This is a genomic window from Pseudomonas sp., assembly GCF_032058845.1.
Classification (GTDB): Bacteria; Pseudomonadota; Gammaproteobacteria; order Pseudomonadales; family Pseudomonadaceae; genus Aquipseudomonas.
The window spans coordinates 68968-91722 of record NZ_DAMCCR010000003.1 but is presented as its reverse complement, the minus strand read 5'-3'; the positions used below and the strand labels follow the sequence as shown (position 1 = coordinate 91722).

The 22755-nt window shown below is 64.2% G+C and carries 20 protein-coding genes; 13 read left to right on the top strand and 7 right to left on the bottom strand.

Features of this window, described 5'->3' with window-relative positions; genetic code table 11:
- The 3 genes from RT028_RS01360 to RT028_RS01350 form a co-directional block, all read left to right on the top strand.
- Positions 1-567: CheW domain-containing protein (locus RT028_RS01360; RefSeq protein WP_312931572.1), on the top strand; the 567-nt coding region annotated here is incomplete at its 5' end.
- A gap of 43 nt (positions 568-610) precedes the next feature.
- Entirely contained in the window at positions 611-1090 is a 480-nt protein-coding gene (locus RT028_RS01355; RefSeq protein ID WP_296264255.1) for a chemotaxis protein CheW, read from the top strand.
- A gap of 1 nt (position 1091) precedes the next feature.
- Positions 1092-1487 carry a DUF2802 domain-containing protein gene (locus tag RT028_RS01350; RefSeq protein WP_312931570.1) on the top strand — a complete coding sequence of 132 codons (396 nt, stop codon included), beginning with the start codon at positions 1092-1094 and terminating at the stop codon, positions 1485-1487.
- Positions 1488-1648: 161 nt separating this feature from the next.
- On the opposite strand, the gene RT028_RS01345 is transcribed toward RT028_RS01350, so the two are convergent.
- The 4 genes from RT028_RS01345 to RT028_RS01330 all read right to left on the bottom strand — a co-directional run bounded on the left by RT028_RS01345 (position 1649) and on the right by RT028_RS01330 (position 9248).
- A complete protein-coding gene (locus tag RT028_RS01345) occupies positions 1649-4402 on the bottom strand; it encodes a dermonecrotic toxin domain-containing protein (RefSeq protein WP_312931567.1) in 2754 nt (917 codons plus the stop codon).
- Positions 4403-4557: 155 nt separating this feature from the next.
- Positions 4558-7296 carry a dermonecrotic toxin domain-containing protein gene (locus RT028_RS01340; RefSeq protein ID WP_312931565.1) on the bottom strand — a complete coding sequence of 913 codons (2739 nt, stop codon included), beginning with the start codon at positions 7294-7296 and terminating at the stop codon, positions 4558-4560.
- A 60-nt stretch (positions 7297-7356) separates the two neighbouring features.
- Entirely contained in the window at positions 7357-7689 is a 333-nt protein-coding gene (locus RT028_RS01335) for an EscU/YscU/HrcU family type III secretion system export apparatus switch protein (RefSeq protein WP_312931563.1), read from the bottom strand.
- Entirely contained in the window at positions 7686-9248 is a 1563-nt protein-coding gene (locus RT028_RS01330) for a flagellar hook-length control protein FliK (RefSeq protein ID WP_312931562.1), read from the bottom strand. Before RT028_RS01330 ends, RT028_RS01335 begins: the two co-directional genes overlap by 4 nt.
- Before the next feature lie 208 nt (positions 9249-9456).
- Between RT028_RS01330 and ccmA the strand changes: the two genes are divergently transcribed.
- The 10 genes from ccmA to RT028_RS01280 are packed head-to-tail and all read left to right on the top strand — an operon-like array spanning position 9457 to position 16794.
- Positions 9457-10089 carry a cytochrome c biogenesis heme-transporting ATPase CcmA gene (gene ccmA / locus RT028_RS01325; protein ID WP_312931559.1) on the top strand — a complete coding sequence of 211 codons (633 nt, stop codon included), beginning with the start codon at positions 9457-9459 and terminating at the stop codon, positions 10087-10089.
- Entirely contained in the window at positions 10086-10754 is a 669-nt protein-coding gene (gene ccmB, locus RT028_RS01320) for a heme exporter protein CcmB (RefSeq protein WP_312931556.1), read from the top strand. The genes ccmA and ccmB overlap by 4 nt, the downstream gene beginning before the upstream one ends.
- A 45-nt stretch (positions 10755-10799) precedes the next feature.
- Entirely contained in the window at positions 10800-11567 is a 768-nt protein-coding gene (locus RT028_RS01315) for a heme ABC transporter permease (RefSeq protein ID WP_312931550.1), read from the top strand.
- Positions 11564-11740 (top strand): heme exporter protein CcmD, encoded by a 177-nt coding sequence (ccmD, locus tag RT028_RS01310; protein ID WP_312931548.1) that lies wholly within the window; start codon positions 11564-11566, stop codon positions 11738-11740. Before RT028_RS01315 ends, ccmD begins: the two co-directional genes overlap by 4 nt.
- A complete protein-coding gene (gene ccmE, locus RT028_RS01305; RefSeq protein WP_312931547.1) occupies positions 11737-12192 on the top strand; it encodes a cytochrome c maturation protein CcmE in 456 nt (151 codons plus the stop codon). The genes ccmD and ccmE overlap by 4 nt, the downstream gene beginning before the upstream one ends.
- Positions 12193-12203: 11 nt before the next feature.
- Complete coding sequence (locus tag RT028_RS01300) at positions 12204-14177, top strand: heme lyase CcmF/NrfE family subunit (RefSeq protein ID WP_312931578.1); 1974 nt, start codon at positions 12204-12206, stop codon at positions 14175-14177.
- Entirely contained in the window at positions 14174-14710 is a 537-nt protein-coding gene (locus tag RT028_RS01295) for a DsbE family thiol:disulfide interchange protein (RefSeq protein WP_312931545.1), read from the top strand. Before RT028_RS01300 ends, RT028_RS01295 begins: the two co-directional genes overlap by 4 nt.
- Positions 14707-15183, top strand: coding sequence for a cytochrome c-type biogenesis protein (locus tag RT028_RS01290; protein WP_312931542.1), 477 nt, complete (start codon positions 14707-14709; stop codon positions 15181-15183). Before RT028_RS01295 ends, RT028_RS01290 begins: the two co-directional genes overlap by 4 nt.
- Entirely contained in the window at positions 15176-16360 is a 1185-nt protein-coding gene (gene ccmI / locus RT028_RS01285; RefSeq protein WP_312931540.1) for a c-type cytochrome biogenesis protein CcmI, read from the top strand. Before RT028_RS01290 ends, ccmI begins: the two co-directional genes overlap by 8 nt.
- An 11-nt stretch (positions 16361-16371) precedes the next feature.
- On the top strand, positions 16372-16794 hold the full coding sequence (locus tag RT028_RS01280; protein ID WP_312931538.1) for a hypothetical protein: 423 nt from the start codon (positions 16372-16374) through the stop codon (positions 16792-16794).
- A gap of 42 nt (positions 16795-16836) precedes the next feature.
- Here the strand turns inward: RT028_RS01280 and dacB are convergent, their stop codons facing one another.
- From dacB to RT028_RS01265, 3 genes are all read right to left on the bottom strand, one after another.
- Complete coding sequence (gene dacB, locus RT028_RS01275; protein ID WP_312931535.1) at positions 16837-18300, bottom strand: D-alanyl-D-alanine carboxypeptidase/D-alanyl-D-alanine-endopeptidase; 1464 nt, start codon at positions 18298-18300, stop codon at positions 16837-16839.
- A 337-nt stretch (positions 18301-18637) separates the two neighbouring features.
- The gene (locus RT028_RS01270; RefSeq protein ID WP_312931533.1) at positions 18638-18982 is read right to left on the bottom strand and encodes a YggL family protein; all 345 of its coding nucleotides are present in this window, start codon (positions 18980-18982) and stop codon (positions 18638-18640) included.
- Between the two features lie 168 nt (positions 18983-19150).
- On the bottom strand, positions 19151-22753 hold the full coding sequence (locus tag RT028_RS01265) for a transporter substrate-binding domain-containing protein (RefSeq protein ID WP_312931530.1): 3603 nt from the start codon (positions 22751-22753) through the stop codon (positions 19151-19153).
- Positions 22754-22755 lie beyond the last annotated feature (2 nt).

Below are 22755 nucleotides of genomic sequence, written 5' to 3'. Positions count from 1 at the left end.
GAGGCGGTGGTCGAGCCCGAACCGGTCGCGCCGTTGGCCGAGATTCATCGGCCGGCGCTGCTGCCGCCGATTCCGCCTGGCGCTGACACGGGCCGCCCCGCCTGGGCCGCCGAGCCGTTCGAGTGCCTGTTGTTCGACGTCGCCGGGCTGACCCTGGCGGTGCCACTGGTATGCCTGGGCTCGATCTATCCGCTGGCCGGCCAGGAGCTGACGCCGCTGTTCGGTCAGCCCGACTGGTTCCTCGGCATCCTCACCTGCCAGGCCGGCAACCTGAAAGTGCTCGACACCGCGCGCTGGGTGATGCCCGACCGTTACCGCGACGACTTCCGCCAGGGCCTGCAGTACGTGATCTCGGTGCAGGGCTACGAATGGGGGCTGGCGGTGCACCAGGTCAGCCGCTCGTTGCGCCTGGACCCGGACGAAATCAAATGGCGCAGCCAACGGGGCCAACGCCCGTGGCTGGCCGGAACCGTGATCGAACACATGTGTGCGTTGCTCGACGTCGCCGAGCTGGCAGAGCTGATCGCCAGTGGCGCCGTCAAACAGATGCACACCCAACACCAATGACACAGCCGTATACACCGCCACGGGCGGATTTGAGGGTAGGGGAATGAAAAAATCGTCTGCGCAGGGCTCCGAAGACCCGATTCTGCAATGGGTTACCTTCCGCCTGGACAATGAGTCCTATGGCATCAACGTCATGCAGGTTCAGGAAGTCCTGCGCTACACCGAGATCGCACCGGTTCCGGGGGCGCCGAGCTATGTGCTGGGCATCATCAACCTGCGCGGCAACGTGGTCACGGTCATCGACACCCGTCAGCGTTTCGGCCTGATGCCCACCGAAGTCACCGACAACACCCGTGTAGTGATCATCGAGGCCGACAAGCAAGTGGTCGGCATCCTGGTCGACAGCGTCGCCGAAGTGGTCTACCTGCGTCAGTCCGAGATCGAAACCGCGCCTAACGTCGGTAACGACGAGTCGGCCAAGTTCATCCAGGGCGTGTGCAACAAGAACGGTGAGCTGCTGATCCTGGTCGAGCTGGACAAGATGATGACCGAAGAAGAATGGTCGGAACTGGAGAACATCTGAGGTGATCTTCGAGGTCGCGGTGCTGTTTCTGGCCTTGCTGTGGGCGCTGAGCGTGTGGTTTTTCCTCAACTACAGCAAGCGCCAGCGCCAGGTGATGGCCGAGCAGGCGATTGGCGATGCGCTGCGTGATCAGCGCATCAAGGACCTGGCCAAGCGCCTGGACGACTACCAGAACGGCACCGTGCGCATGGGTGAAGCCATTCATGACTTGCGCGTGGCGTTGGCGCCATTGCCCGACAAGCTGCAACAGCTTGAACAGCGTGACCCGAGCAGCGTGACCTTCAGCCAGGCCGCCAAACTCGTGGGCATGGGGGCGAGCGTCGAGGAACTGACGCAGAGCTGCGGCCTGACCCAGGCCGAAGCGCAGCTGATGAGCAAGCTGCACCGCGCTGATTGAGGTGTGGCGAAAGCGCCGCGAAACTGCCCACTCAGGGGCGGCGATGGGCGTGCGGTAGTGCTCTGCCGCACGCTTGCTCGATCATTGCGCAGCGCTTTGGCCAGAGGTGGGGTTGGCTCAGCGGCCGATCCGCCTTTGCAACCCTGCCTCCTCTGCCCGGGTCACGGGTGCGCCCACGAATGCAGATTGCCGATTCGCGCAACCCGTTTCAGAGGATGACGGATTTCGCGCACTGCATTGAACGTGTCGATGCTTACGACATCGGCACTGTTGATGCACGGCATCATGAACATGTTCGACAGCTGTCGTAGCAGTCGCAGGTCTGGTAGCAGGCGGTCGACGACGTCAGTCAGCAGTGCCGGGCCGGTCAGCCAGCTCACGTGTCTGGCGAAGCGTCGGAACCCTGCTGGGTCCTGGTTGCGGACAGGGCAGAGGGGGTAGGGTTCTGCAATGCTGACATAGCGGGCGTGGATTTCTTCGGAAATCCGCAACAACGTGGGATTGCCGGCATGGCTGCCGATCATGCTGTTGTTGTACATCGAGTTCAGGTTCATGAGCTCATTGTGCAGAGGAGGGTGCAAAAGCAGGCCTTCCGGGTGGGTCGATAATTCCACCGTATCGAGGGCGGCGCCTGAGGTGCCTGCCGCGCCGGGATCGGGGCGTGGCAGCAAGGCGTCATCGATGTCCATGTACAAGCCTCCTTCGCTGTGCAGCATCGGATAGCGCAGTACGTCGGCGGCGGAAGCGAAGTTGCTCGCAGCGCCTGCAGTCGCTCTCTGATACTGGGCGTAATTGGGGTGTTGGGTAAACGCCTCGAAGAATGCCTGCTCTTCCAACGGCAACACCTGCAGGCCAGGTACCTGGGCCGTGAGTTGTGCCAGGTTGTGTGCGAACGCCTCAGGGTCGCTTTTCGAAAGCATCAGACGGTACTGGTAGGGGCTGTCCTTGAGCAGTCGGGCATTGTTGGCGAGGTTGTCCAACACGCTTTGCTCAAGGTGCTTGTTGCCGAGCCAGAGGCTGGTGATCTGCTTGGGAATCGGCTCAGCGCCGTCGACCTTGAAGGGCGGCAGCTCGATCGGTAGCGGCACATCCACGCCCAAGCCGCGCAAGGTGGCCGAACGACTGGCGTTGCTGGCTTGGCGCGTGCCATACGCAACTCGGCGCATGTTGCCGGTCCCTGGGTCAGGCTCGTACAAGTAGGGTTGCACCTCATTGAGTTCGTCTTCGCTGAGGAACAGGCCACTGTCCAGGTCGTAGAGCAGCTCAAGTTCCTGGACATAGCCATCGACCGGCTCGTAATACGCCCGCAGCATGTCGTGGCCGCCGTTGTAGCGTGGATAGCGCCTCACCGTTTCAGCGGTGTCAGCATCGCCCCCAGGCAACGGTTCGATACGGATCGGACGATGGAAATACGGTGCGATGTCCGCCTCAGGCAGGCGCGGTGGGTCGAGCGGGCTGAGCGGGTAGCCGATCTGGTCATGGATGCGTGTGGGCACCACGAAACCGTCGTGCCAGGTCTCGAACAGCCCCTCGGCGGCCCTGCTCGCGGCTTCTGCGGCAAGCGGCACGGCGTTGAACAGGCCGTATGCGATAGTGCCCACGCCGTCGAGCTTGTCTTCCAGCGTCTTGCCGTTGATGGCCTGGTCCAAGCCCAGGCCCAGCTGCACGATGCCGCCTATGGCCAGGAGTGGCGCCAGGCCTGGCACCACGAAGCTGATCGGCAACAGCAGGTTGAGGGTGCTGTCCAGATAGCCGCGCCAGCGCCGCTTGCTGACCTCGCTGTTGCTGGTGATGAGAAAGTCAGCATCGTCGTAGCTGCGTTGCCGTTGGCGTTCGGCCAATGCCTGAAACAGGTCACCTTCGATGGCAGGGCTGTAGTGCTCTGGCCGGTAGTTGACGTAGGTGCGCGGTGGCCAGGTGCCGTCGTCATTGAAGTAACCATGCTCTGGTGGCAGGCGATGGCTGGCGGGGTAGGCAGCCAGGCCTTCCAGGGCGACGTCCAGCCCGCTGAAGTCGATGCCTTGCGGGCCATCAGCCAGGCGGAAATGACGCCGCAACTCAGCACGCTTGAGCGTTTCTTTGCATTGTTGGCCGATCCAGTCCTTGAGCTGGTCGTGGCTGGCGAACTCCAGCAGCGGTGAGCTGTTGCCCGGTGCGTAGAGCACCGTCAGGTCGCTGTGGGCGTTGTGCAGATAGAGCAGGTCGGTGGCGGCATAACCATAGAGGTTCAGGGGGTGTATGCGCAGGCCGGGGTCACGCGGGATCAGGTCGGCGGCCTGCCAGATCAATTGCCTGGCAGCTTCGCTCAGGCTGCCCTCGGCCACTTGCTTGTTGCAGGCAGCGACCCAGTTGAGCTTGCAGCACAGGCGATGCTCGCCCAGGTGTGCCTGCCAGTAATCGTCGAGCAGGGCCCGGTAGCGTGCGTGGAAATCCAGCGTTTCGATATGGCGCTGAAGGGCTTGGGCGTCGATCTCCACGCGTGTCGAGGCATCGAAATGCGTCGGCTCGCCGCGCACGAACACGCCATTGAAGACCTGGTACTGCGCGCCGTTTTCGTACCACGCCTGCGGGTCGAGAGACTCGACGATGCGGAGGTCGCCATCGTCGGGAAACCGCCCGGCCCAGGGCGCGGCAATCAACGCACCGAAGGCATCGTTGTTGGACTCGCCCTGCCAGTTGATCAGCACGGCCTGGGTCAGGCTGACCCGTTGCTTGATCAGTGCTTCATAGCGGCCTGGCCCGTCGGATCTCAGGTGCAGGGTCACGACCTCGAGTTGATCGGGATCGCGCTCCACACCCTGGGTCCGCAGCCATTCGCCGATGAGTCGCTGTGCTTCACGGTCAGGGCGGGGCAGGTGGGCCAGGTGATCGCGCACATGCTGTACGCCTTGGGTGTTGATGCCGGTGGTCGTCATGGGAGTTCTCCGGGTTGCTGGAACCCGGCAGCCTCAGCCACCCATGCCTGTGGTCAGCGGTACATAGTGCTTGTCTTGCCCGACCGACGCCGTTTCAAAGGCGCCGCCGCGCGGGCATGTGGAGCAAACGTGTCACTGGCAGTCGGCGTCTGAGCTCAGTAATTGGCCCAGCTATGCGCGCTGCCGATGGAGGCGACCTGGTCGAGTGGCACGTGCTGGCGCATGACCTGCAGAAACGCGGCCAGGTCGAGCCGCTGGTGAATGTCGTGGATCGGCGAAGCCAACAGGTTGCACAGCTCGCGCAGTTGTCGTAGCCAGGGCAACTGGCGATCGATCACCGCGTTGAGTACTCCGGGGCCGGTCAGCTGGCTGAGCCGGCGTGCGTAGTCATCGAGCAGCACGGGCTCAAGCTTGGGGTCGGGGCGGCTGTGATAGAAGCTGGGGTTCTGTTGGTAGCGCTGGAGGATTTCTTCCGAGATGGCGTCCAGCGTGGGATTGCCGGGATGGCTGCCGATCAGGCTGGTGTTGAACTGGATGTACATGCCCATCTGGTCGTTCGATACCGGCGGCGAAAGCAGCAGCCCGTCGGAAGGGGTTGCCAAGGTGATGCGGTCCAGAGGCAGCAAGGTGTCGGTCGTACGCGCGGGCAGCAGAAGCAGGTCATCGGCATCCATGTACAATCCGCCCACCTCCGCCAGCAGGCGATAACGCAGGATGTCGCAGGCTGAACTGAAGTTGCTGACCGTGCCAGGCAGGCTGCCCAGCGCGGCCTGGTACTGCGGATAGTAGGCTGAGGCGATAAAGGTCTGGAAGAACGGCTGATCTTCGAGTACCAGAACGTCCAGCGTGGGGGCTCGGGCCTGTAGCAGGCTCAGGTTGTCCTGGTAAGCCGTGAGGTCCTGACGCGAGATCAGCAGTTGGTAATGGTAAGCACTGTCGCTCAGGGCCTGGGCATTGTGTGCCAGCGCATCGGCGAACTCGCTGTCCAACCGGCGGTTGCCCGTCCAGATGCTGGTGATCCGTCGAGGGATGGGCGCTCTGGCCAGCGCCTCATAGGGGGACAGGTCGATGGGCAAATCGACATGGATGCCCAGGCTGCGCAGTCGGGCCATTCGCATTGCATCGGTCACCGCTGCCGCAGGCGTCTGCCGTCTGGCGAGGCGATGAGGATCTCCATCAATGGCGACCCAACGTTCAGGGTCTGGCTGACGGGCGTCGCTCATACGAATGAATGAATCGCTCTCCAACTCATATTCCACCCATTCGCGGCTGACGCCTTCAGGGAGTATCAGTTGTGCGGAAAAGCGGTGCATCAGCCCCGAATCAATGCGCCGGATTACTGCCGGCGTGATGGGCTGATCGTCGCTCTGAGCTTCGCGAAACGCCAGCTCCGCAGGTCTGAGCTCCACCGATTCGAGCAAGGGTGCGGCGCCCAGCCGTTCGCCCAGGCGGTGTGCCAGCCGCGCGCTGGCAAAAAAACCGGGTCGCCAGTAGCGGAATACGGCCCCCGAGCGCTGAGCGAGTGAGGCCCCGAGCGGAACCGCGTTGAGCAGGCCGAACACCTGAGATTCTACGCCGTCAGCCTGAGCTTCGGCGTCGGCACCGTTGATCACCTTGTCCAGGCCCAGCGTGAACTGCGCCAGCCCACCAATGGCCAGCAGGGGGGAGAGGGCAGGCAACACCATCCCTACGGGCAGCAACATGCCCATGGCGACTTTGAGGTAGTTGGTCCAGTTGGCTTTGTCGATCTGGTGGTTGCTGATGATCTGGCTGTCGGCATCAGCGTAGGAGCGCTTCTGATGCCAGCGCGCCAGATGGCGGAACAGCTCTTTCTTGATCGGCGGGCTGTAACGCTCGGCCCGGTAGTTGACGATCACCGTGGGATGCCAGACGCCGCTGGTGGTAAAGCCCGGTCGCGAGCTCGACAGGCGGTAGGGCTGCGGGAATTTCGCCAGGCCCTTGAGGGCCGTTCTCACGCCGCTGAAATCCAGCCCGTCGGGCCAGTCAGCCGGGCTGAAGTGTTGCAGCAAGGCGTTGCGCATGGCGTGGTCCTTGCACTGCGTGGCGAACCAGTGCTGCATGCTGGTGGTGTCGTCGAACTCGTGAAACGGATAGCGATTCCCCGGGATGTACAGCAGCGTGCGGTGACTGTTCAGGTCCTCCAGGCACAGCAGCGAGGTGCTGACGTAGCCATAGACATTCAGCAAGGCGACGCGCACGCTCGGCGGCCGCGGGATCAGCCCGGCGACCTGCCAGGCGATGTGGCGGCCCGCCTCGCTGAGGCTGCCTTGGTGCACCTGGCCATTGCAGGCGGCGATGAAGTTGATCTTGATGGCGCGTTGATAGAGATCGAAACGCTCTTTCCAGAAGGTGTCGAGCTGGCCGATGTAGCGGTGGTGGAAGTGCAGCCCCCAGACGAAGGATTGCAGGTCCTCGGCACGTATTGCCAGGCGATTGTCTGGTCCATAGGCTGCAGGCTGCGTGCGCCGATAGAGGCCGTTGAGCACCAGGTAGTCGGAATAGTTGGAGAGCAGGTCATGGGTGTCGAGGCGCTCGACCAGGCGCAGAGCGCCGACCGGTGCCAGTCCAGCCCAGTCGCCATAGTGAAAGCCGCCATAGCCTGCGGCGGTTTCACCCTGCCAATTGCACAGGAGCGCCTCGACAAGGTTCATCTTCTGGGTAATCAGCGCATTTTCACGAAAGTGTGCCCGTCCCTCACCGAGGGGCTCGCGCTGGTAATGAAAGGTGATGATGTCGATGTCGAGTGGGGAGGCGTCGATGCCCTGTTGACGTAACCAGGCCTGCAAGGCTTCGGTAGCCAGCCGATCAGGGCGGGGGAAGTCGCGCAGTGCGTCACTGACCATGGACAGGTTTTCAAGCGGTAGATCATGCATGGGGTCTGCCTCTGTTTTTGACAAAGGCGCTACCTTCGCGATGACCAGCCCAGGCAGGGGCTATCTATTGCTTGAGGGCAGGCGGGGCAGGTTGGGTGTGATGTCACGCTCCTGCGACGTGGGCTCGAAACCGACTGGCACCTTGCCGCGCAGTTGCCAGGCGAAGGCGATGATTTCGGCGATGGTCAGGTACAGCGCTTCGGGAATCTGCTCGCCCAGTTCCAGGCGCGCCAGCAGGCGGACCAGCTCGGCGTTCTCGTAGATGGGCACTTCGTGCTCGCGGGCCAGCGCCAGGATGGCTTCGGCCAGCTCGTCGTCGCCTTTGGCACTCAGGGTAGGTGCCTGTTCGCCGTCATAGCTCAGGGCGATGGCCTGGCGGGGAGCCTTGTTCATGCGGTTTCATCCACCCAGCGTTGTTCGAGTCGGGTTCGAGGGCCTTGTGGCGGCGTGCCGACCTGGCAGAGCAGGTCGCCAACGTCCAGGCCACGGCTGACCAGGCGCTCGCGCAGTGTGCCCAACTGGCTGTCGAGCAGGTGCGCCGTGGCGGGTTGTTCGGCCCACAGTTGTCCGGACAGGCGGCCCTGGCTGAGTTGCGCCAGGACCTGCAACGGGCCCAGCGGATGCAGGTCGAAGGCCAGCTCGATGCGCCACACCGCTTCGGGCGTGTCCTTGGCGCTGGCGCGCGCTTCACCTTTGGGCTCGGCAGGTTCTTCATGCTGCACCTTGACCTGGACCGGGACGAATTCCTGGCCGTGTCGCAGCGGGATTTCGGTCTGCCAGGTGCTCTGCAGCGTGCCGTTCTCGGTCAGGCCGGTCTGCTGCAGGCTGCTCAGCTGATGGCTTTGCAGCCGCGAGATGGCAGCGGCCGCCAGGCGCAGCATATGTTCCAGATCACCTTCGCCGTCCAGGTTGGGCAGCAGCCGCGAGGGCAAAGGAAAGCCCCCAGGTTGTGGTCGTGGTGTGGCATTGCCAAGCATGCCCAGCGCCGCGCGCGCCAGCCCCGGCAATAGCGGCGCCAGGGTGGCTGCATTGGCCGCGCTGAAGTGGGGTGCGCCGGGCGCCTGGCTGGCCTGGGCCACCAGGCGTAGCAGGTTGGCCTTGAGGTCGGTGGCCAGCGCGGCGGTCTGTCCGCCGGTCAGCTTGGCTTCGAGAAATCCGCCGCTGTCGGCCAGGGCCTGAGCCACGCCCTTGGCGTCGCTGAGCTGGCGCACATCGGGCAGGCTGGCAAGCAGGCGTTCGGCGCTGCTGCGCAGCTGCGCGCTGGTGTCCGAGTCGCTGGCCAGGCGTTGCAGGCTGTCGAGCAGGCCGCTGAGGTCTGCCTGGCGGCCTTGTTGGGTGAGCAATTGCTGAGCGATGGCCAGTTGGTCCTGTCGGCCACTCAGGGGCATGAAGCGTAGCGACTGGTCACCCATCACCTGGGCGCTGAGCAAACTGCCCAAGGCCAGCGGACGCGGGCTGTCGATGCTCAAGGTGGCGCCGGCCTGGGCGCCGTTGATCAGGCTGACCAGCGAGCGGTACACCGCCGCCTGGCCGGCCACGCCCGGCAACGCCTGGGTGGTCAATACCGTGCCTTGCAGCAGGGTGCCGACCGGGGTGGTGCGGGTGTCCAGTTGGGTCAGCGGCGACCGCGCATCATTGCCGGCCGGTGGCATCAGCACGGCCAACTGGGCACTCTGGGTCTGGGTCACCAGCATCTGGCTGCCCTGCGGCAAAGGCTGGCTGGCGTTGGTCTGAACCTGGGTCTGCTGCCCGTCGGCCAATGTGAGGCGCAGCAGCATCTGGAACGACTGGCCCACCTGGCGCAGGCTGAGCACATCCGCTTGCGCGGTCGTACCGGGTGGCAACAGGTTGGCCTGGCCTGCAGAGAGCCGTAGCACCTCACCATTGGTCGCCGGGCGCGGGCTGGCCGCTGGCGATGCCGGTTGCGGTGGGAGACTATTGATCTCGGTCATGATTGTATACAACCTGTTGAGCCAAACCCTCTTGGGTTGGCGCGGTACATGTATAATGCCGGCCGCGCTGCGGCCCACCCGGTGTGGGTCGTTGTCAGTGTAACGGCAGCCGTCCCGCCGACTTGAGGCCGTCTGGCCCTGCACGTCGCTTGTCCTCTGGCGAGCGGCCCGGTCGGATGTGATGACCATCCCAGCATAAGGCGAAACCGTGACCTTCCACCTCCAGGCCATTGGCCTTGCCTGCGAACGCGACTGGCGGATGCTCTTCGAGCATCTGGACCTCGACCTGCGCGCCGGTGACCTGCTGCACGTCAGCGGTCCCAACGGCAGTGGCAAGACCAGCCTGTTGCGCGTGCTCGCCGGGCTCATGCAACCCAGCGCCGGCGCCTTGCTGTGGGGCGGGGTGCCATTGGCCGAGTGCCGCACGGCGCTGGCCGCCGAGCTGGTCTGGATTGGCCACAGCGCCGGTATCAAGGACCTGCTCACCGCTCAGGAAAACCTCGCCTGGCTGTGCGCGCTGCATCAGCCGGCCGAGTCCCACGCCATCGATCAGGCGCTCGCGGCCATCGGCCTGCAGGGTTTCGAAGATGTGCCCTGCCATACGTTGTCTGCCGGCCAGCAGCGCCGGGTGGCCCTGGCCCGGCTGTATCTGCCGGGTCCACGCCTGTGGATCCTCGATGAGCCTTTCACCGCCCTCGACAAGCACGGCGTCGCCCAGCTTGAACAGCACTTGGCGCAGCACTGCGAGGCCGGCGGCACGGTGGTGCTGACCACCCACCATGAGCTGCATCAGCGTCCACGCGGCTACCGCGAACTGAACCTGGGGCAGTGGGCCGCATGAGCGTATTCATCCTGTTGTTGCGCCGCGAAGCGCGGCTGCTGTGGCGCCGGCCCGCCGAACTGGCCAACCCGCTGGTGTTCTTTGCCATCGTGGTAGCGATGTTTCCCCTGGCAGTCGGGCCGGAAACGCAGCTCCTGCAAACCCTCTCGCCAGGCCTGGTCTGGGTCGCCGCATTACTGGCCGTGCTGCTGTCGCTCGATGGCCTGTTTCGCAGCGATTTCGAGGACGGCTCGCTGGAGCAGTGGGTGCTGTCACCGCATCCCTTGCCGATGCTGGTGCTGGCCAAAGTGCTGGCCCATTGGACCTTTTCCGGTCTGGCGCTGGTATTGTTGGCCCCGCTGCTGGCCCTGATGCTCGGCCTGCCCGGTGAATGCCTGCCCGTGCTGCTGGCCTCCCTGCTGCTCGGCACGCCGGTGCTCAGCCTGCTGGGCGCGGTCGGCGCGGCGTTGACGGTCGGGCTCAAGCGCGGCGGCCTGTTGCTGGCGCTGCTGATTCTCCCGCTATACATACCGGTATTGATCCTGGGCAGTGGCGCGCTGCAAGCGGCGCTGCACACTATGCCCGCGACCGGCCACTTGCTGTGGCTGGCCAGCCTGACGGCACTGGCCATTACCCTGGCCCCCTTTGCGATTGCCGCCGGCCTGAAGATCAGCGTCGGTGAATAACGAGTACCGGGCATGCAAGCCCGGCAAATGTCTGGATACACCGTGATGAAAATGAGCTGGACGTGGTTCCACAAACTCGGTTCGCCCAAATGGTTCTATGCCATCAGTGGCCGTCTGCTGCCCTGGCTGGCGATCGCGGCGGCGCTGTTGCTGAGCATCGGCATCGTCTGGGGCCTGGCGTTCGCCCCTGAGGATTACCAGCAGGGCAACAGCTTCCGCATCATCTATATCCACGTGCCGGCGGCCATGCTCGCGCAGTCGTGCTACGTGATGCTGGCCGTTGCCGGCGTGGTGGGGCTGGTATGGAAGATGAAACTGGCCGACGTCGCGCTGCAGTGCGCCGCCCCCATCGGCGCCTGGATGACGGCGCTGGCGCTGGTCACGGGTGCGGTGTGGGGCAAGCCGACCTGGGGTAGCTGGTGGGTCTGGGATGCACGACTGACGTCGATGCTGATCCTGCTGTTCCTGTACTTCGGGATCATTGCGTTGGGCCAGGCGATCAGCAACCGTGACAGCTCGGCCAAGGCCTGCGCGGTGCTGGCAATCGTCGGCGTGATCAACATCCCGATCATCAAGTACTCGGTGGAGTGGTGGAACACGCTGCACCAGGGCGCCACGTTCACCCTCACGGAAAAGCCGGCCATGCCGGTCGAGATGTGGCTGCCGTTGCTGCTGACCGCGCTCGGTTTCTACTGCTTTTTCGGCGCGGTATTGCTGCTGCGCATGCGCCTGGAAGTGCTGCGGCGTGAAGCGCGCGCCAGTTGGGTCAAGGACGAGGTCTTGAAATCGCTGAGCAAAGAGGCGTCGCGATGAGTTTCGCGTCCATCCCCGAGTTCCTCGCCATGGGCCACCATGGCCTGTACGTGTGGTCAGCCTATGGCATCTGCCTGCTGGTGCTGGCCGTGAACGTCGCCGTGCCCCTGCGCGCCCGGCGCCGTTACCTGCAAGAAGAGGCGCGTCGTCTGCGCCGGGAGAGCAAGCCGTGAATCCGCAGCGCAAGAAACGCCTGTTCATCATCCTCGGCCTGGTGCTCGGCGTTGCCCTGGCCGTGGGCTTTGCCCTCAGCGCCCTGCAACAGAACATCAATCTGTTCTACACCCCCACGCAAATCGCCAATGGCGAAGCGCCGCACGACACCCGCATCCGCGCCGGCGGCATGGTCGAGCAAGGCTCGCTGCAGCGCTCGGGTGATTCGTTGGACGTCCGCTTCGTCGTCACCGACTTCAACAAATCGGTGCCGATCACCTACCGCGGGATCCTGCCTGACCTGTTCCGCGAAGGGCAGGGGATCGTGGCGCTGGGCAAGCTCAACGCCCAGGGCGAGGTAGTGGCCGACGAAGTGCTGGCCAAGCACGACGAAAAGTACATGCCGCCGGAGGTCACCAAGGCCCTGCAGGAAAACGGCCAGGCTGCCACTGACGCGCAGGCCAAGCCATGAACGCCGCGTTGTTGATCCCTGAGCTGGGCCAGTTGGCGATGATCCTGGCGATCTGCTTCGCCGCCGTGCAGGCGACCGTGCCACTGGTCGGCGCCTGGCGCGGCGACAGTCTGTGGATGGGCCTGGCCCGTCCGGCCGCCTGGGGGCAGTTCGCCTTCCTGGCACTGGCGTTCGCCTGCCTGACCCACGCCTTCATGACCGACAATTTCTCGGTCGCCTACGTGGCCAGCAACTCCAACACGGCCTTGCCCTGGTACTACAAATTCAGCGCAGTGTGGGGCGCCCACGAAGGCTCGCTGCTGCTCTGGGCGCTGATCCTGGGCGGCTGGACGTTCGCGGTGTCGGTCTTTTCCCGGCAGTTGCCGCAGGTCATGCTGGCGCGCGTACTGGCGGTGATGGGCATGATCAGCGTGGGCTTTCTGAGCTTCCTGATCGTCACCTCCAACCCGTTCCAGCGCCTGCTGCCGCAGATGCCGACCAATGGCCGCGACCTCAATCCATTGCTGCAGGACATCGGCCTGATCGTGCACCCGCCGATGTTGTACATGGGCTATGTCGGCTTTTCGGTCGCCTTTGCCTTCGCCATCGCTGCCTTGCTCGGCGGGCGTCTGGATGCCGCCTGGGCACGCTGGTCGCGGCCCTGGACGCTGGTGGCCTGGGCCTTCCTCGGGGTCGGCATCACCCTGGGCTCGTGGTGGGCCTATTACGAGCTCGGCTGGGGCGGCTGGTGGTTCTGGGACCCGGTGGAAAACGCCTCCTTCATGCCATGGCTGGTGGGCACGGCGTTGATCCACTCGCTGGCCGTGACCGAGAAGCGCGGGGTGTTCAAGAGCTGGACGGTACTGCTGGCCATTGCCGCCTTCTCGCTGAGCCTGCTCGGTACCTTCCTGGTCCGCTCCGGGGTGTTGACCTCGGTGCATGCCTTCGCCGCCGACCCGGAGCGCGGGGTGTTCATCCTGATCTTCCTGCTGATGGTGGTGGGCGGCTCGCTGGCGTTGTTCGCCTGGCGCGCGCCCGTGGTCAAGAGCCAGGTGGGCTTTGCCCTGTGGTCGCGCGAAACCCTGCTGCTGGCCAATAACCTGGTGCTGGTCGTCGCCGCCTCGATGATCCTGCTCGGTACGCTGTACCCACTCATTCTCGATGCCCTGACCGGCGCCAAGCTGTCGGTCGGCCCGCCGTATTTCGATGCCTTGTTCCTGCCATTGATGGCGCTGCTGATGCTGGTACTCGGCGTGGGCGTACTGGTGCGCTGGAAAGATACGCCAGGCCAGTGGCTGGTGAGCATGCTCAAGCCCGTGCTGATCGGCACTGCACTGGCGGCGCCCCTGGCGGGCTGGCTGGTCGACGACTTCGACTGGCAGGTGCTGACCACCTTTGCCCTCGGCGCGTGGGTGTTGCTGGCCGGTGTCCGTGACCTGTTCGACAAGACTCGCCACAAGGGCCTGGTCAGGGGTGTGACCGGCCTGACCCGCAGCTACTGGGGCATGCAGCTTGCCCACCTGGGCCTGGTGGTGTGCGCGCTGGGGGTGGTGCTGTCGAGCAACAACAGTGCCGAGCGCGACCTGCGCATGGCACCCGGCGAGACCGTCGAGCTGGGCGGCTATCACTTCCTCTTCGAAGGCGCCAGGCACTTCGAGGGGCCCAATTTCATTTCCGACAAAGGCACGGTACGTGTGTCGCGCGAGGGTCGCGAGGTGTCGGTGCTGCATCCGGAAAAACGCCTGTACACCGTGCAGCAGTCGATGATGACCGAAGCCGGTATCGATGCAGGCTTCACCCGTGATCTCTACGTGGCCCTCGGTGAACCACTGGGCGATGGCGCCTGGGCCGTGCGCGTGCACATCAAGCCCTATGTACGCTGGATCTGGCTGGGCGGTTTGCTGACCGGGCTGGGCGGCGTACTGGCGGCGCTTGACCGGCGTTATCGGGTCAAGGTCAGAACGCGGGTGCGAGAGGTGTTGGGCGTAGCGGGAGCACGTGCATGAAACGCTGGATGATGTTGATTCCGCTGGCGGCATTCCTGCTGCTGGCGGTGTTTCTTTACAAGGGGTTGTTCCTCAAGCCTGATGACCTGCCGTCCGCGATGATCGGCAAGCCGTTCCCGGCGTTTTCGCTGAGTGCCGTGCAAGGCGGCCAGCCCCTGACCGAACGTGACCTGCAAGGGCGGGCGGCGCTGGTCAATGTGTGGGGCACCTGGTGTCCGTCCTGCAAGGTTGAACACCCTTACCTGAACCAGCTCGCCGAACAAGGCGTGGTCATCCATGGCATCAACTACAAGGACGACAACGCCGCTGCCCGGAAGTGGCTGGCCGACTTCCACAACCCGTACCAGCTCGACATCAGTGACGAGCAGGGCACCCTGGGGCTCGACCTTGGCGTCTATGGCGCGCCCGAGACCTTCCTGATCGACGCCCGGGGCATCATCCGCTTCAAGCATGTGGGTGTGGTCGATGCGACCGTGTGGCGCGAGCAGCTTGCACCGCGCTACCAGCAACTGGTCGATGAGGCGAAACCATGAAGCGTTGGCTCAGCGCCGCAGTGCTAGGCCTGCTCATCAGTGGCGGTGTGCAGGCCGCGATCGACACGTATCAGTTCCGCGACCAGGCCGAGCGTGATCGCTACCAGCAACTGACCAAGGAACTGCGCTGCCCGAAGTGCCAGAACCAGGACATCGCCGACTCCAATGCGCCGATTGCCGCCGACCTGCGCCGGGAAATCTTCCGCATGCTGGGCGAGGGCAGGAGCAACCAGCAGATCGTCGATTTCATGGTCGATCGCTATGGCGACTTCGTCCGTTACAAACCGGCCTTGAACGCCCGCACCTGGCTGCTGTGGTTCGGGCCTGGGCTGTTGTTGCTAGGCGGTTTCGCAGTGCTCGCGGTGATCGTTCGCCGTCGTCGCATTGCGGCGCCTGCCGCCGGCGCCGACCTTTCACCCGCCGAGCGCGCGCGGCTGGCCACGCTGTTGGAAAAAGACCATCCCCATGACTGAATTCTGGCTCGGTGCCGGGCTGCTGCTGCTGGCAGCGCTCGCGTTCCTGTTGATCCCCACCCTGCGCGGCCACCGCCAGCAGCAGGAAGAAGACCGCACGGCGCTTAACGTAGCGCTGTATCAAGAACGCGTCGCCGAGCTGACCGGCCAGGCGCAGGCCGGGGTGCTCGATGCCGAGCAGTTGCGGCAGGGCCGCGCCGAAGCGGCGCGCGAGTTGCTGGCCGATACAGCCTCGGCCGAGCCTGGTGCCACGCGCAGGCTCGGCCTCGCCCTGCCGGTGACCCTGGCCGTGCTTCTGCCGGTGGCGGCGTTGGCGCTGTATCTGCACTTCGGTGCGGCCGACCAGGTGCGCCTGACCCAGGAGTTCGCCAAGCCGCCGGCAACCATGGCCGAGATGACCCAGCGCCTGGAGCGCGCCGTTCAGGCCCAGCCCGATTCGGCTGAAAGCCTGTATTTCCTGGGCCGCGCCTACATGGCCGATCAACGGCCGGCCGACGCTGCCAAGGTCTATGCACGCGCCGTGGCGCTGGCCGGGCGCCAACCCGAGCTGCTCGGGCAATGGGCCCAGGCGCTGTATTTCGCTCAGGACAAACAGTGGAGCCCGCAACTCCAGGCCCTGACCGACGAGGCCTTGAAGAGCGACCCGAACGAGGTGACCAGCCTCGGCCTGCTGGGCATTGCCGCCTTCGAGGGTGAGCGCTATCAGGAAGCCATCGGCTTCTGGCAGCGTCTGCTGGCCCAACTGCCCGCCGAGGACAGCTCCCGCGCTGCGCTGCAAGGCGGGATCGACCGTGCCGCCGACAAGCTGCGCGCCGGCGGCGCGACACCTGAGGCGAAGGTGGGCTTGAAGGTGCGGGTGGAACTGGCGGCTGCACTGAAAAACAAGGTCCGCGCCGAAGACACCGTGTTCATCTTCGCCCGCGCCAGCCAGGGGCCAGGCATGCCATTGGCGGCCAAGCGAGTCACGGTGGCGCAGTTGCCCATCGAGGTGGTGTTGTCCGACGCCGATGCCATGGTGGCACAGATGAAACTGTCCGATGCGGGTCAAGTCCAACTGGTAGCTCGCGTTTCTCGAAGCGGGCAGCCCACTCAGGGCGAGTGGATCGGGCAGAGCGCGCCAGTGGCGAGCGATACCCAGGCCATCCAGCACCTGATCATCGACAGCCCCGATTCGTGAGACACCGCGCCATGAACAGCATTGCCCGCCTGACCGTACTCGCCCTGGCCCTTGGATTGGGTGCCTGTACGGTCCATCGCCCGGTCGAGCAACCCACGCCGCCGCTCGAGACCCCGCCGCCGGCCAAAGGCCCGGTGGTCAAACCGTTGCCCGGTCCGCAGCCCGGCGCACCCAAGCCTGGCCAGCCGGCGCAGGCACCCAAACCCATGCCGCGGACCTCGGCCAGTTTCGCACCGCCGCCCGGTGGCGCCAGCCATTGGGACCCGAAAATGGGCGTGTACGTACTGGAGAAACAGTCCAATACCTTCTACCGCCAGCGCACGTATTACCGCTGGAACAACGGCTGGAGCTGGTCGGTGAACCCCGAAGGACCGTGGCAGGAAACCGACAGCAGCGGTGTGCCGGGTGGGTTGGGCAAGGCGTTCGCGCAGTAACCCGAACGTGCTGGCGCCTGTGAGACAGGCGCCGCCTGGCCATCACTGCGCAAGATTCACGCTGGTGTTGACGAGTTTGGGTTGCTGGTACACATCGAGCAGCACCTGGTCGAGGATCGACGCCGCGCCCCAGGGTCGCGGATCGTTGAGAATCGCCGAGACCGCCCAGGTCTTGCCGTTACTGTCGCGGGTAAAGCCGGCGATGGCGCGCACGGTATTCAGCGTGCCGGTCTTGATGTGGCCTTCACCGCGCAGCGCCGTGGTTTTCAGGCGTTTGCGCATGGTCCCGTCCATGCCGACCAGTGGCATCGAACTCATGAACTCCGCAGCGAACGGGCTTTTCCAGGCCGCCTGCAGGAGCATGGCCATTTCCCGTGCGCTGACCCGTTCGGCACGAGACAGTCCTGAGCCGTTTTCCATTACCAGGTGCGGTGAGGTGATGCCTTTCTTGGCCATCCATTGTCGGATCACACGCTGCGCAGCGCGAGCATCGTCGCCGTCGGCGTCGGTGCGAAAACGCGCGCCGATGCTCAGGAACAGCTGCTGGGCCATGGTGTTGTTGCTGTATTTGTTGATGTCGCGGATGACTTCGACCAGGTCTGGCGAAAACGCGCGCGCCAGCAAGCGGGCAGTCTTGGGCACGTTCTCGATCCGGTCACGGCCTTGCAGGGTGCCGCCCAGTTCATTCCAGATGGCCCGAACCGCGCCTGCGGCGTAAGTCGGGTGATCGAGCAGCGACAGGTAGGTCTGCGAGTTGCAGCCATCGCCCAACTGGCCACTGACCACGACACTCATGCCGTCGGCTTGCGGCACCGGGTTGTAGCGCACCTCACCGCTGCACTGCTTGGACGCCACGGCCTTGACCTGGTTGTCGATGCGGATGCTGGCTATCGGCGGTTCTACCGACACCGTCACCTTGCCGCCGTCGTTGCGGGCGACGAAGCGCAGGGCCTTGAGGTTGACCAGCAGCGAGTCGGGCTTGACCAGGAACGGCTTGTTCACGTCGCCGCCATCGTCATTGAATTCGGGCAGGTTGGGCTGTACGAAATGGCTGCGATCAAGCACCAGGTCACCGGTGATGGTCTGCACGCCGTTGGCGCGCAGATCGCGCATCAGCAGCCACAGCTTTTCCATGTTCAGCTTGGGATCACCGCCCCCTTTGAGGTACAGGTTACCGTTGAGCACACCGTTGCTCAGGGTGCCGTCGGTATAGAACTCGGTCTTCCACTGGTAGGTGGGCCCGAGCAGCTCCAGTGCGGCGTAGGTGGTGACCAGCTTCATGGTCGAGGCAGGGTTGACTGACACATCGGCATTGAACACGGTCGCTGTACCGGGGCCGTCCAATGGCACCAGTACGAGCGACAACGCCGAATCCTGCAGTTTGTTGGTCTTGAGAGCCTGCTGCACCTTGGGTGACAGCGTGGAACCGACAGCGGCCGCGTGGCTGGAGAGGGCGACCGGCAGCAACAGGCCGGCGAGCAGCAGAGGGCGTAGCGTTTTGATCATGAGAACGGCAATCCTGCGCATGAAAGGCGTGAAGCAGGAGGGGCTGTACAAGATGATGGCCCCGTGAAGACAGCGTGGGCATTATGCCCCAAGCGTAGGTCAGTTGGACCAGGTTTGAGACAAAAGCGTTCTCGTGTGCTGCAACGTTTTCGAGGCGGCAGGTCACTCGGTGGGCTGCCTGCAGCGTGAAGCTTGCCACCGGGTGAATTGGGCAGATCGGCATGCCGCGTCAGCGTGCGGCGCGGCTCATCGAGTCCGCACGATCTCCAAACGAAAAAAACCACCTCGATGAGGTGGTTTTCGGGGTCTCGCCGTCAGCCATGTTGGCTGAACGCAATCACTGGGCAGTGTTGATCGGCGTTTCCGGGTACCAGGCGTCAAGCAGAGGGCTGACTTCAACCTTGGTCAGTTCGCCGCGGCCTTTGAGCCAGCCTTCGACGGCTGCACGCTGCTCTTCGGTCACCGAGCCGCGCTCGGCTTTGCAGACCAGGCCGAAATCGTCGCCGCCGACGTAATCCAGGCCATTGGCATCCATCGCTTCTGTCAGGAACGCGTCGAGGAATGCATCGATTGCGTCATCAGCCAAGTCTTCCTTGAAGCCCAGGTTCAGCTCGAAGCCCAATTCCTGGAACTCGTCTACACACAGTTTTTTGCGCAGGCGGCGGGAGCGGTTAGTGGCCATCAATAAATCCTCAGAGTAATTACGGCGCGCAGTCTATCAGCTAACAGGTTTCAGTGCCTGTCCGCTGTCAGGGGTAGTGATCGGTCGCTTGGGTAGTTGCTGTCGGTTGCACAGGGCAGGTTGTCGCGAGCCGGCCCAGCCGCCTGCGGCGTGACGCTTGCGTCACCCTCATCGAAGCTCCTTCTCCAATGCCTTCTCCACCCGGCGCATATGCCGCGCCAGACGTTGGCGTCGTTGCCGCAGGGGTAGGGGGTGGTCGGGTGTATGAAAGGTCTCGCAGGCCGCCATCAGCGGATGCGCTTCAAGCATGCGCGCGGCGCTGAGAATCTTGTGGGCCTGGTCTGCGACGGCTTGCGGAGCCTCGTCAGGATCGATCTGCATGAGGATACGCAGGTCTTGTTGCAGGCTGGTCTTCAGGGTCTGCAGCAAGCGTTCGCGGTCGCTCAGGCTGTCACCCACCACGGCGCGCAAGCCGCTCAGGTCGAACGGGCGCGGACGCGGCATCGGTAGCGCACCTGCGCGACGGATGCTTGAAAGGCGCTGACGCAGGGTCGATAGCGAAATCGGCTTGAGCAGGCAGTCATCCATGCCGGCGTCCAGGCATTGCTGACGCGCTTCGGGCTGGGCGTTGGCGGTGTAGCCGATGATGGTGCACGGTGTCCGGCTGTACAGTTGCTCTTCGGCGCGCACGATGCGCGCCAATTGATAGCCGTTCATGTGCGGCATGTTGCAATCGAGGATCAGGACATCGAAATGGCGATCGCGCCAGTTGTTCAGTGCTTCGCGGCCATCGCAGGCACGCTGATGGTGCAAGCCCAATACACTCAACTGCTGAGCCATGAGCATCAGGTTGGCCGGGTGATCGTCGATGACCATGACCTGCAGTTGCTGATCCAGCGGTGGGCAGCGATCTTCATGCACCGCCGGCGCTGGCGGCGGCGCGGTCAACTGCAAAGGCATCTGCAGGCGTACCCGGGTGCCGACACCCTGCAGGCTCTCGAGCCCTAGACTGCCGCCCATCATTTCACACAGGTTGCGGCTGATGACCAGCCCCAGGCCGGTACCGTTGCGCGCCTGCTGGCTGTCCGGATTGACTTGGCCGAACGGGCAGAACAGGCGCTTGAGGTCGTCGTCGCTGATGCCGATCCCGGTGTCGTGCACTTCCAGGTCGAGCACCGCCGTGCCGCTCGAGGTGTAATCGCGCACGGCCACACAGATGCGCACCTGGCCCTGCTCGGTGAACTTGATGGCGTTGCTCACCAGGTTGGACAGCACCTGCTTGAAACGCAGTGGGTCGAGCCGTGCATGACACCCTGCATCGGGTGCGATCACGACCCTGAGCGCCAGGCCCTTCTCTCGTGCGAGACCATCGAATACCCGGCCGACCGATTCCACGAGTTCGATGGGATTGACGGCCTCAGGGTTGAGCGACAGATGCCCGGACTCGATCCGCACGACGTCCAGGATGTCACCGATCAGGCCCAGCAGGTCTTTGGCCGACTGGTGCGCTACCTCGATGGCCGGGCGGTCGAGCTCCCCTTCGTCTGCCCGGCGCAGCGCCAGTTCGAGCATGCCGATCACCGCGTTCATGGGGGTGCGAATCTCGTGGCTGATAGTGGCCAGGAAGGTACTTTTGGCACGGTTGGCGTCATCGGCCTGCTGTTTGGCCAGGCGCAGGTCCTGAACCAGTTTGCGCCGGTCACTGATGTCGATCCAGCCGCCGATGATCCCTTGCATCTCTCCGAGCGAGTCGCGGTAGGGCAGCACCCAGTGATACAGCGTCCGCTCTTCTTCGTTCAAGCGCATGGAGCGGTCGAGAATCAGCGGCTTGCCCTGATTCATCACAGTCCGATAATCGTCCTGGATCTGCCGGGTGTAGGCGCAGTCTTTGATGGCGCTGTCTTCCAGACGCTTGCCCAGTACAGCCTCGGCCGTGACGTTGAGCGCTACCAGGTAGCTTTCATTGCAGCTTTGCAGTCGCCCTTCGCGATCGCGCACGTACATGGGGTGGGGGGTGCCATTGAGCAGCGCGCGCATGAATTCCAGCTGATCATTGAGCGCGCGCTCGGCCACCTGCCGCTGCTTGATCTGCCGCCGCAGGCGCGCATTCCAGAGCAGGGCCAGCACCAGCAGCACGGCGATGGCCAGCACCACCTGCAAGATGATCCGGCGGTACAGCGGCCATTGAGCATCGTCGAACAGGCTGTAGCTGCGCCAGCGGCTATGGATGACGCCCAGTTCTTCGGGCGTGATGCTCATCAGCGCCTTGTCGAGGATCGACGCCAGCTCTCCAGCGTGGGGGGCCGTTGCCATGGCGAAGCTGGCGGGCTCGCTGCTGACCGTTGTGCGGATGGCCAGATTGTTGTTGGCCGTCAGCGCGTGGTTGGCGTCGATCAGGGTGGTAACGATGGCATCGACCGCACCGCTGTTGAGCAGCGCTACTGAATGGGACGGGCTCTTGGTCGGCACCAGGACGATGTCGGGATACGTCGTGGCCAGGAGGCTGGCAATCCTGCCATGGCTGGACAGCGCGACCCGTTTGCCACGGAGCTGATCAAGGGTTGCGGGTTGGTCGATCCCGCTGCGGGTGACCATGACATGCGAGGTTTCAAGGTAAGGGCGGGAGATGGTCAGGCTCGTCCCATTGCCCTCGTCGGGGGCAAAGGTGGCGATGATGTCGGTGGTGCCGTTCTGCAGGTCGGTGATCATGCTGGTGATGTCACCGGCGCGCTGAACCCTGAAGCGCAGCCCGGTGCGCAAACGGATCAATTCCAGGAGGTCGGCAGTGATGCCGCGCAGATGGCCGTTGTTGTCGAGGAACGAGAGCGGCGCGGCATTCTCGTTCACCGATACGCGCATTTCGGGGTTGTCTCGCAGCCAGCGATTCTCGCGTTGTGACAGTTGCAACTTGCGGTCGGTGAGCAGGGTGTCGCTACCGGCCCCCCAGCGCCGGGAAATCTCGCCGCGCGTGGACGCCGGCACGCTTTCGAGGGTGGCATTGACCAGCTCCAGCAACTGCATCTCGTTCTGCCGGATGGCAAAGCTGAAGCCTACCATTTCATGTTTGCCGAAGTTGGCCATGCGCAGGCGGGGCAGGTGCCCCTGATTGAGCTGGTAATGAGTGGAAATGATATCGCCGATGAACACGTCGGCCTGGTCGAACGCTACGGCGTTCAATGCCTGAGTGGTGGACTCGTACGTCTGGACCTGCGCCCGGGGGTACGCGGCGCGAATTTCCGAGGCCGGCAGGTAATGGTAGAGGGTACTCAGGCGCATGCCGTCGAGGTCCATGTCCAGTGGACGGGTTTCGTCTTCGCGCGTGACCAGTACCGTCCGGTCGAAGGCATAAGGCTGGGACAGGACCAGCCCGGCCGCCGCAGCCTCGTAGCCGTTGGCGCTGCCGAGCAGGTCTATCTGGCCGCGCTTGAGCGCATCGATGGCTGCCTGGCGGGTGGGCAGCCGCAGAATTTCCACCGGCAGGCCCAGGGCGCTGCCGATCAGGCCTACGTAGTCGGCAGTGAGCCCCTGATACTCGCGCCCGCCGAGGGTGATGTCGAAGGGCGGGTTGTCAGGCGCAGTGGTGCCGACGACCAGCCGTTGCCGGTTGCTGATCCAGCGACGCTGCTGTGGAGTGAGCGGCAGGTCGGCCGCTTGCGCACTGGCACGGCTCAGCAACAGGTAGCTGTGGGCGCCGGCCGGCGACTCCTGGGCATGGCTGGCCAGAGAGGTGAAGACAAGTGCTAGAAAGAGCCCGGCAAGGTACTTGCTCATGC

Excerpts from the sequence above, each read along its gene's own strand:
- RT028_RS01355 (WP_296264255.1), top strand. The coding sequence starts at position 611 with ATGAAAAAATCGTCTGCGCAGGGCTCCGAAGACCCGATTCTGCAATGG.
- RT028_RS01345 (WP_312931567.1), bottom strand. The coding sequence starts at position 4,402 with ATGACGACCACCGGCATCAACACCCAAGGCGTACAGCATGTGCGCGAT.
- RT028_RS01340 (WP_312931565.1), bottom strand. The coding sequence starts at position 7,296 with ATGCATGATCTACCGCTTGAAAACCTGTCCATGGTCAGTGACGCACTG.
- RT028_RS01335 (WP_312931563.1), bottom strand. The coding sequence starts at position 7,689 with ATGAACAAGGCTCCCCGCCAGGCCATCGCCCTGAGCTATGACGGCGAA.
- RT028_RS01330 (WP_312931562.1), bottom strand. The coding sequence starts at position 9,248 with ATGACCGAGATCAATAGTCTCCCACCGCAACCGGCATCGCCAGCGGCC.
- ccmB (WP_312931556.1), top strand. The coding sequence starts at position 10,086 with ATGAGCGTATTCATCCTGTTGTTGCGCCGCGAAGCGCGGCTGCTGTGG.
- RT028_RS01315 (WP_312931550.1), top strand. The coding sequence starts at position 10,800 with ATGAAAATGAGCTGGACGTGGTTCCACAAACTCGGTTCGCCCAAATGG.
- ccmD (WP_312931548.1), top strand. The coding sequence starts at position 11,564 with ATGAGTTTCGCGTCCATCCCCGAGTTCCTCGCCATGGGCCACCATGGC.
- RT028_RS01295 (WP_312931545.1), top strand. The coding sequence starts at position 14,174 with ATGAAACGCTGGATGATGTTGATTCCGCTGGCGGCATTCCTGCTGCTG.
- RT028_RS01290 (WP_312931542.1), top strand. The coding sequence starts at position 14,707 with ATGAAGCGTTGGCTCAGCGCCGCAGTGCTAGGCCTGCTCATCAGTGGC.
- ccmI (WP_312931540.1), top strand. The coding sequence starts at position 15,176 with ATGACTGAATTCTGGCTCGGTGCCGGGCTGCTGCTGCTGGCAGCGCTC.
- RT028_RS01280 (WP_312931538.1), top strand. The coding sequence starts at position 16,372 with ATGAACAGCATTGCCCGCCTGACCGTACTCGCCCTGGCCCTTGGATTG.
- dacB (WP_312931535.1), bottom strand. The coding sequence starts at position 18,300 with ATGATCAAAACGCTACGCCCTCTGCTGCTCGCCGGCCTGTTGCTGCCG.
- RT028_RS01270 (WP_312931533.1), bottom strand. The coding sequence starts at position 18,982 with ATGGCCACTAACCGCTCCCGCCGCCTGCGCAAAAAACTGTGTGTAGAC.
- RT028_RS01265 (WP_312931530.1), bottom strand. The coding sequence starts at position 22,753 with ATGAGCAAGTACCTTGCCGGGCTCTTTCTAGCACTTGTCTTCACCTCT.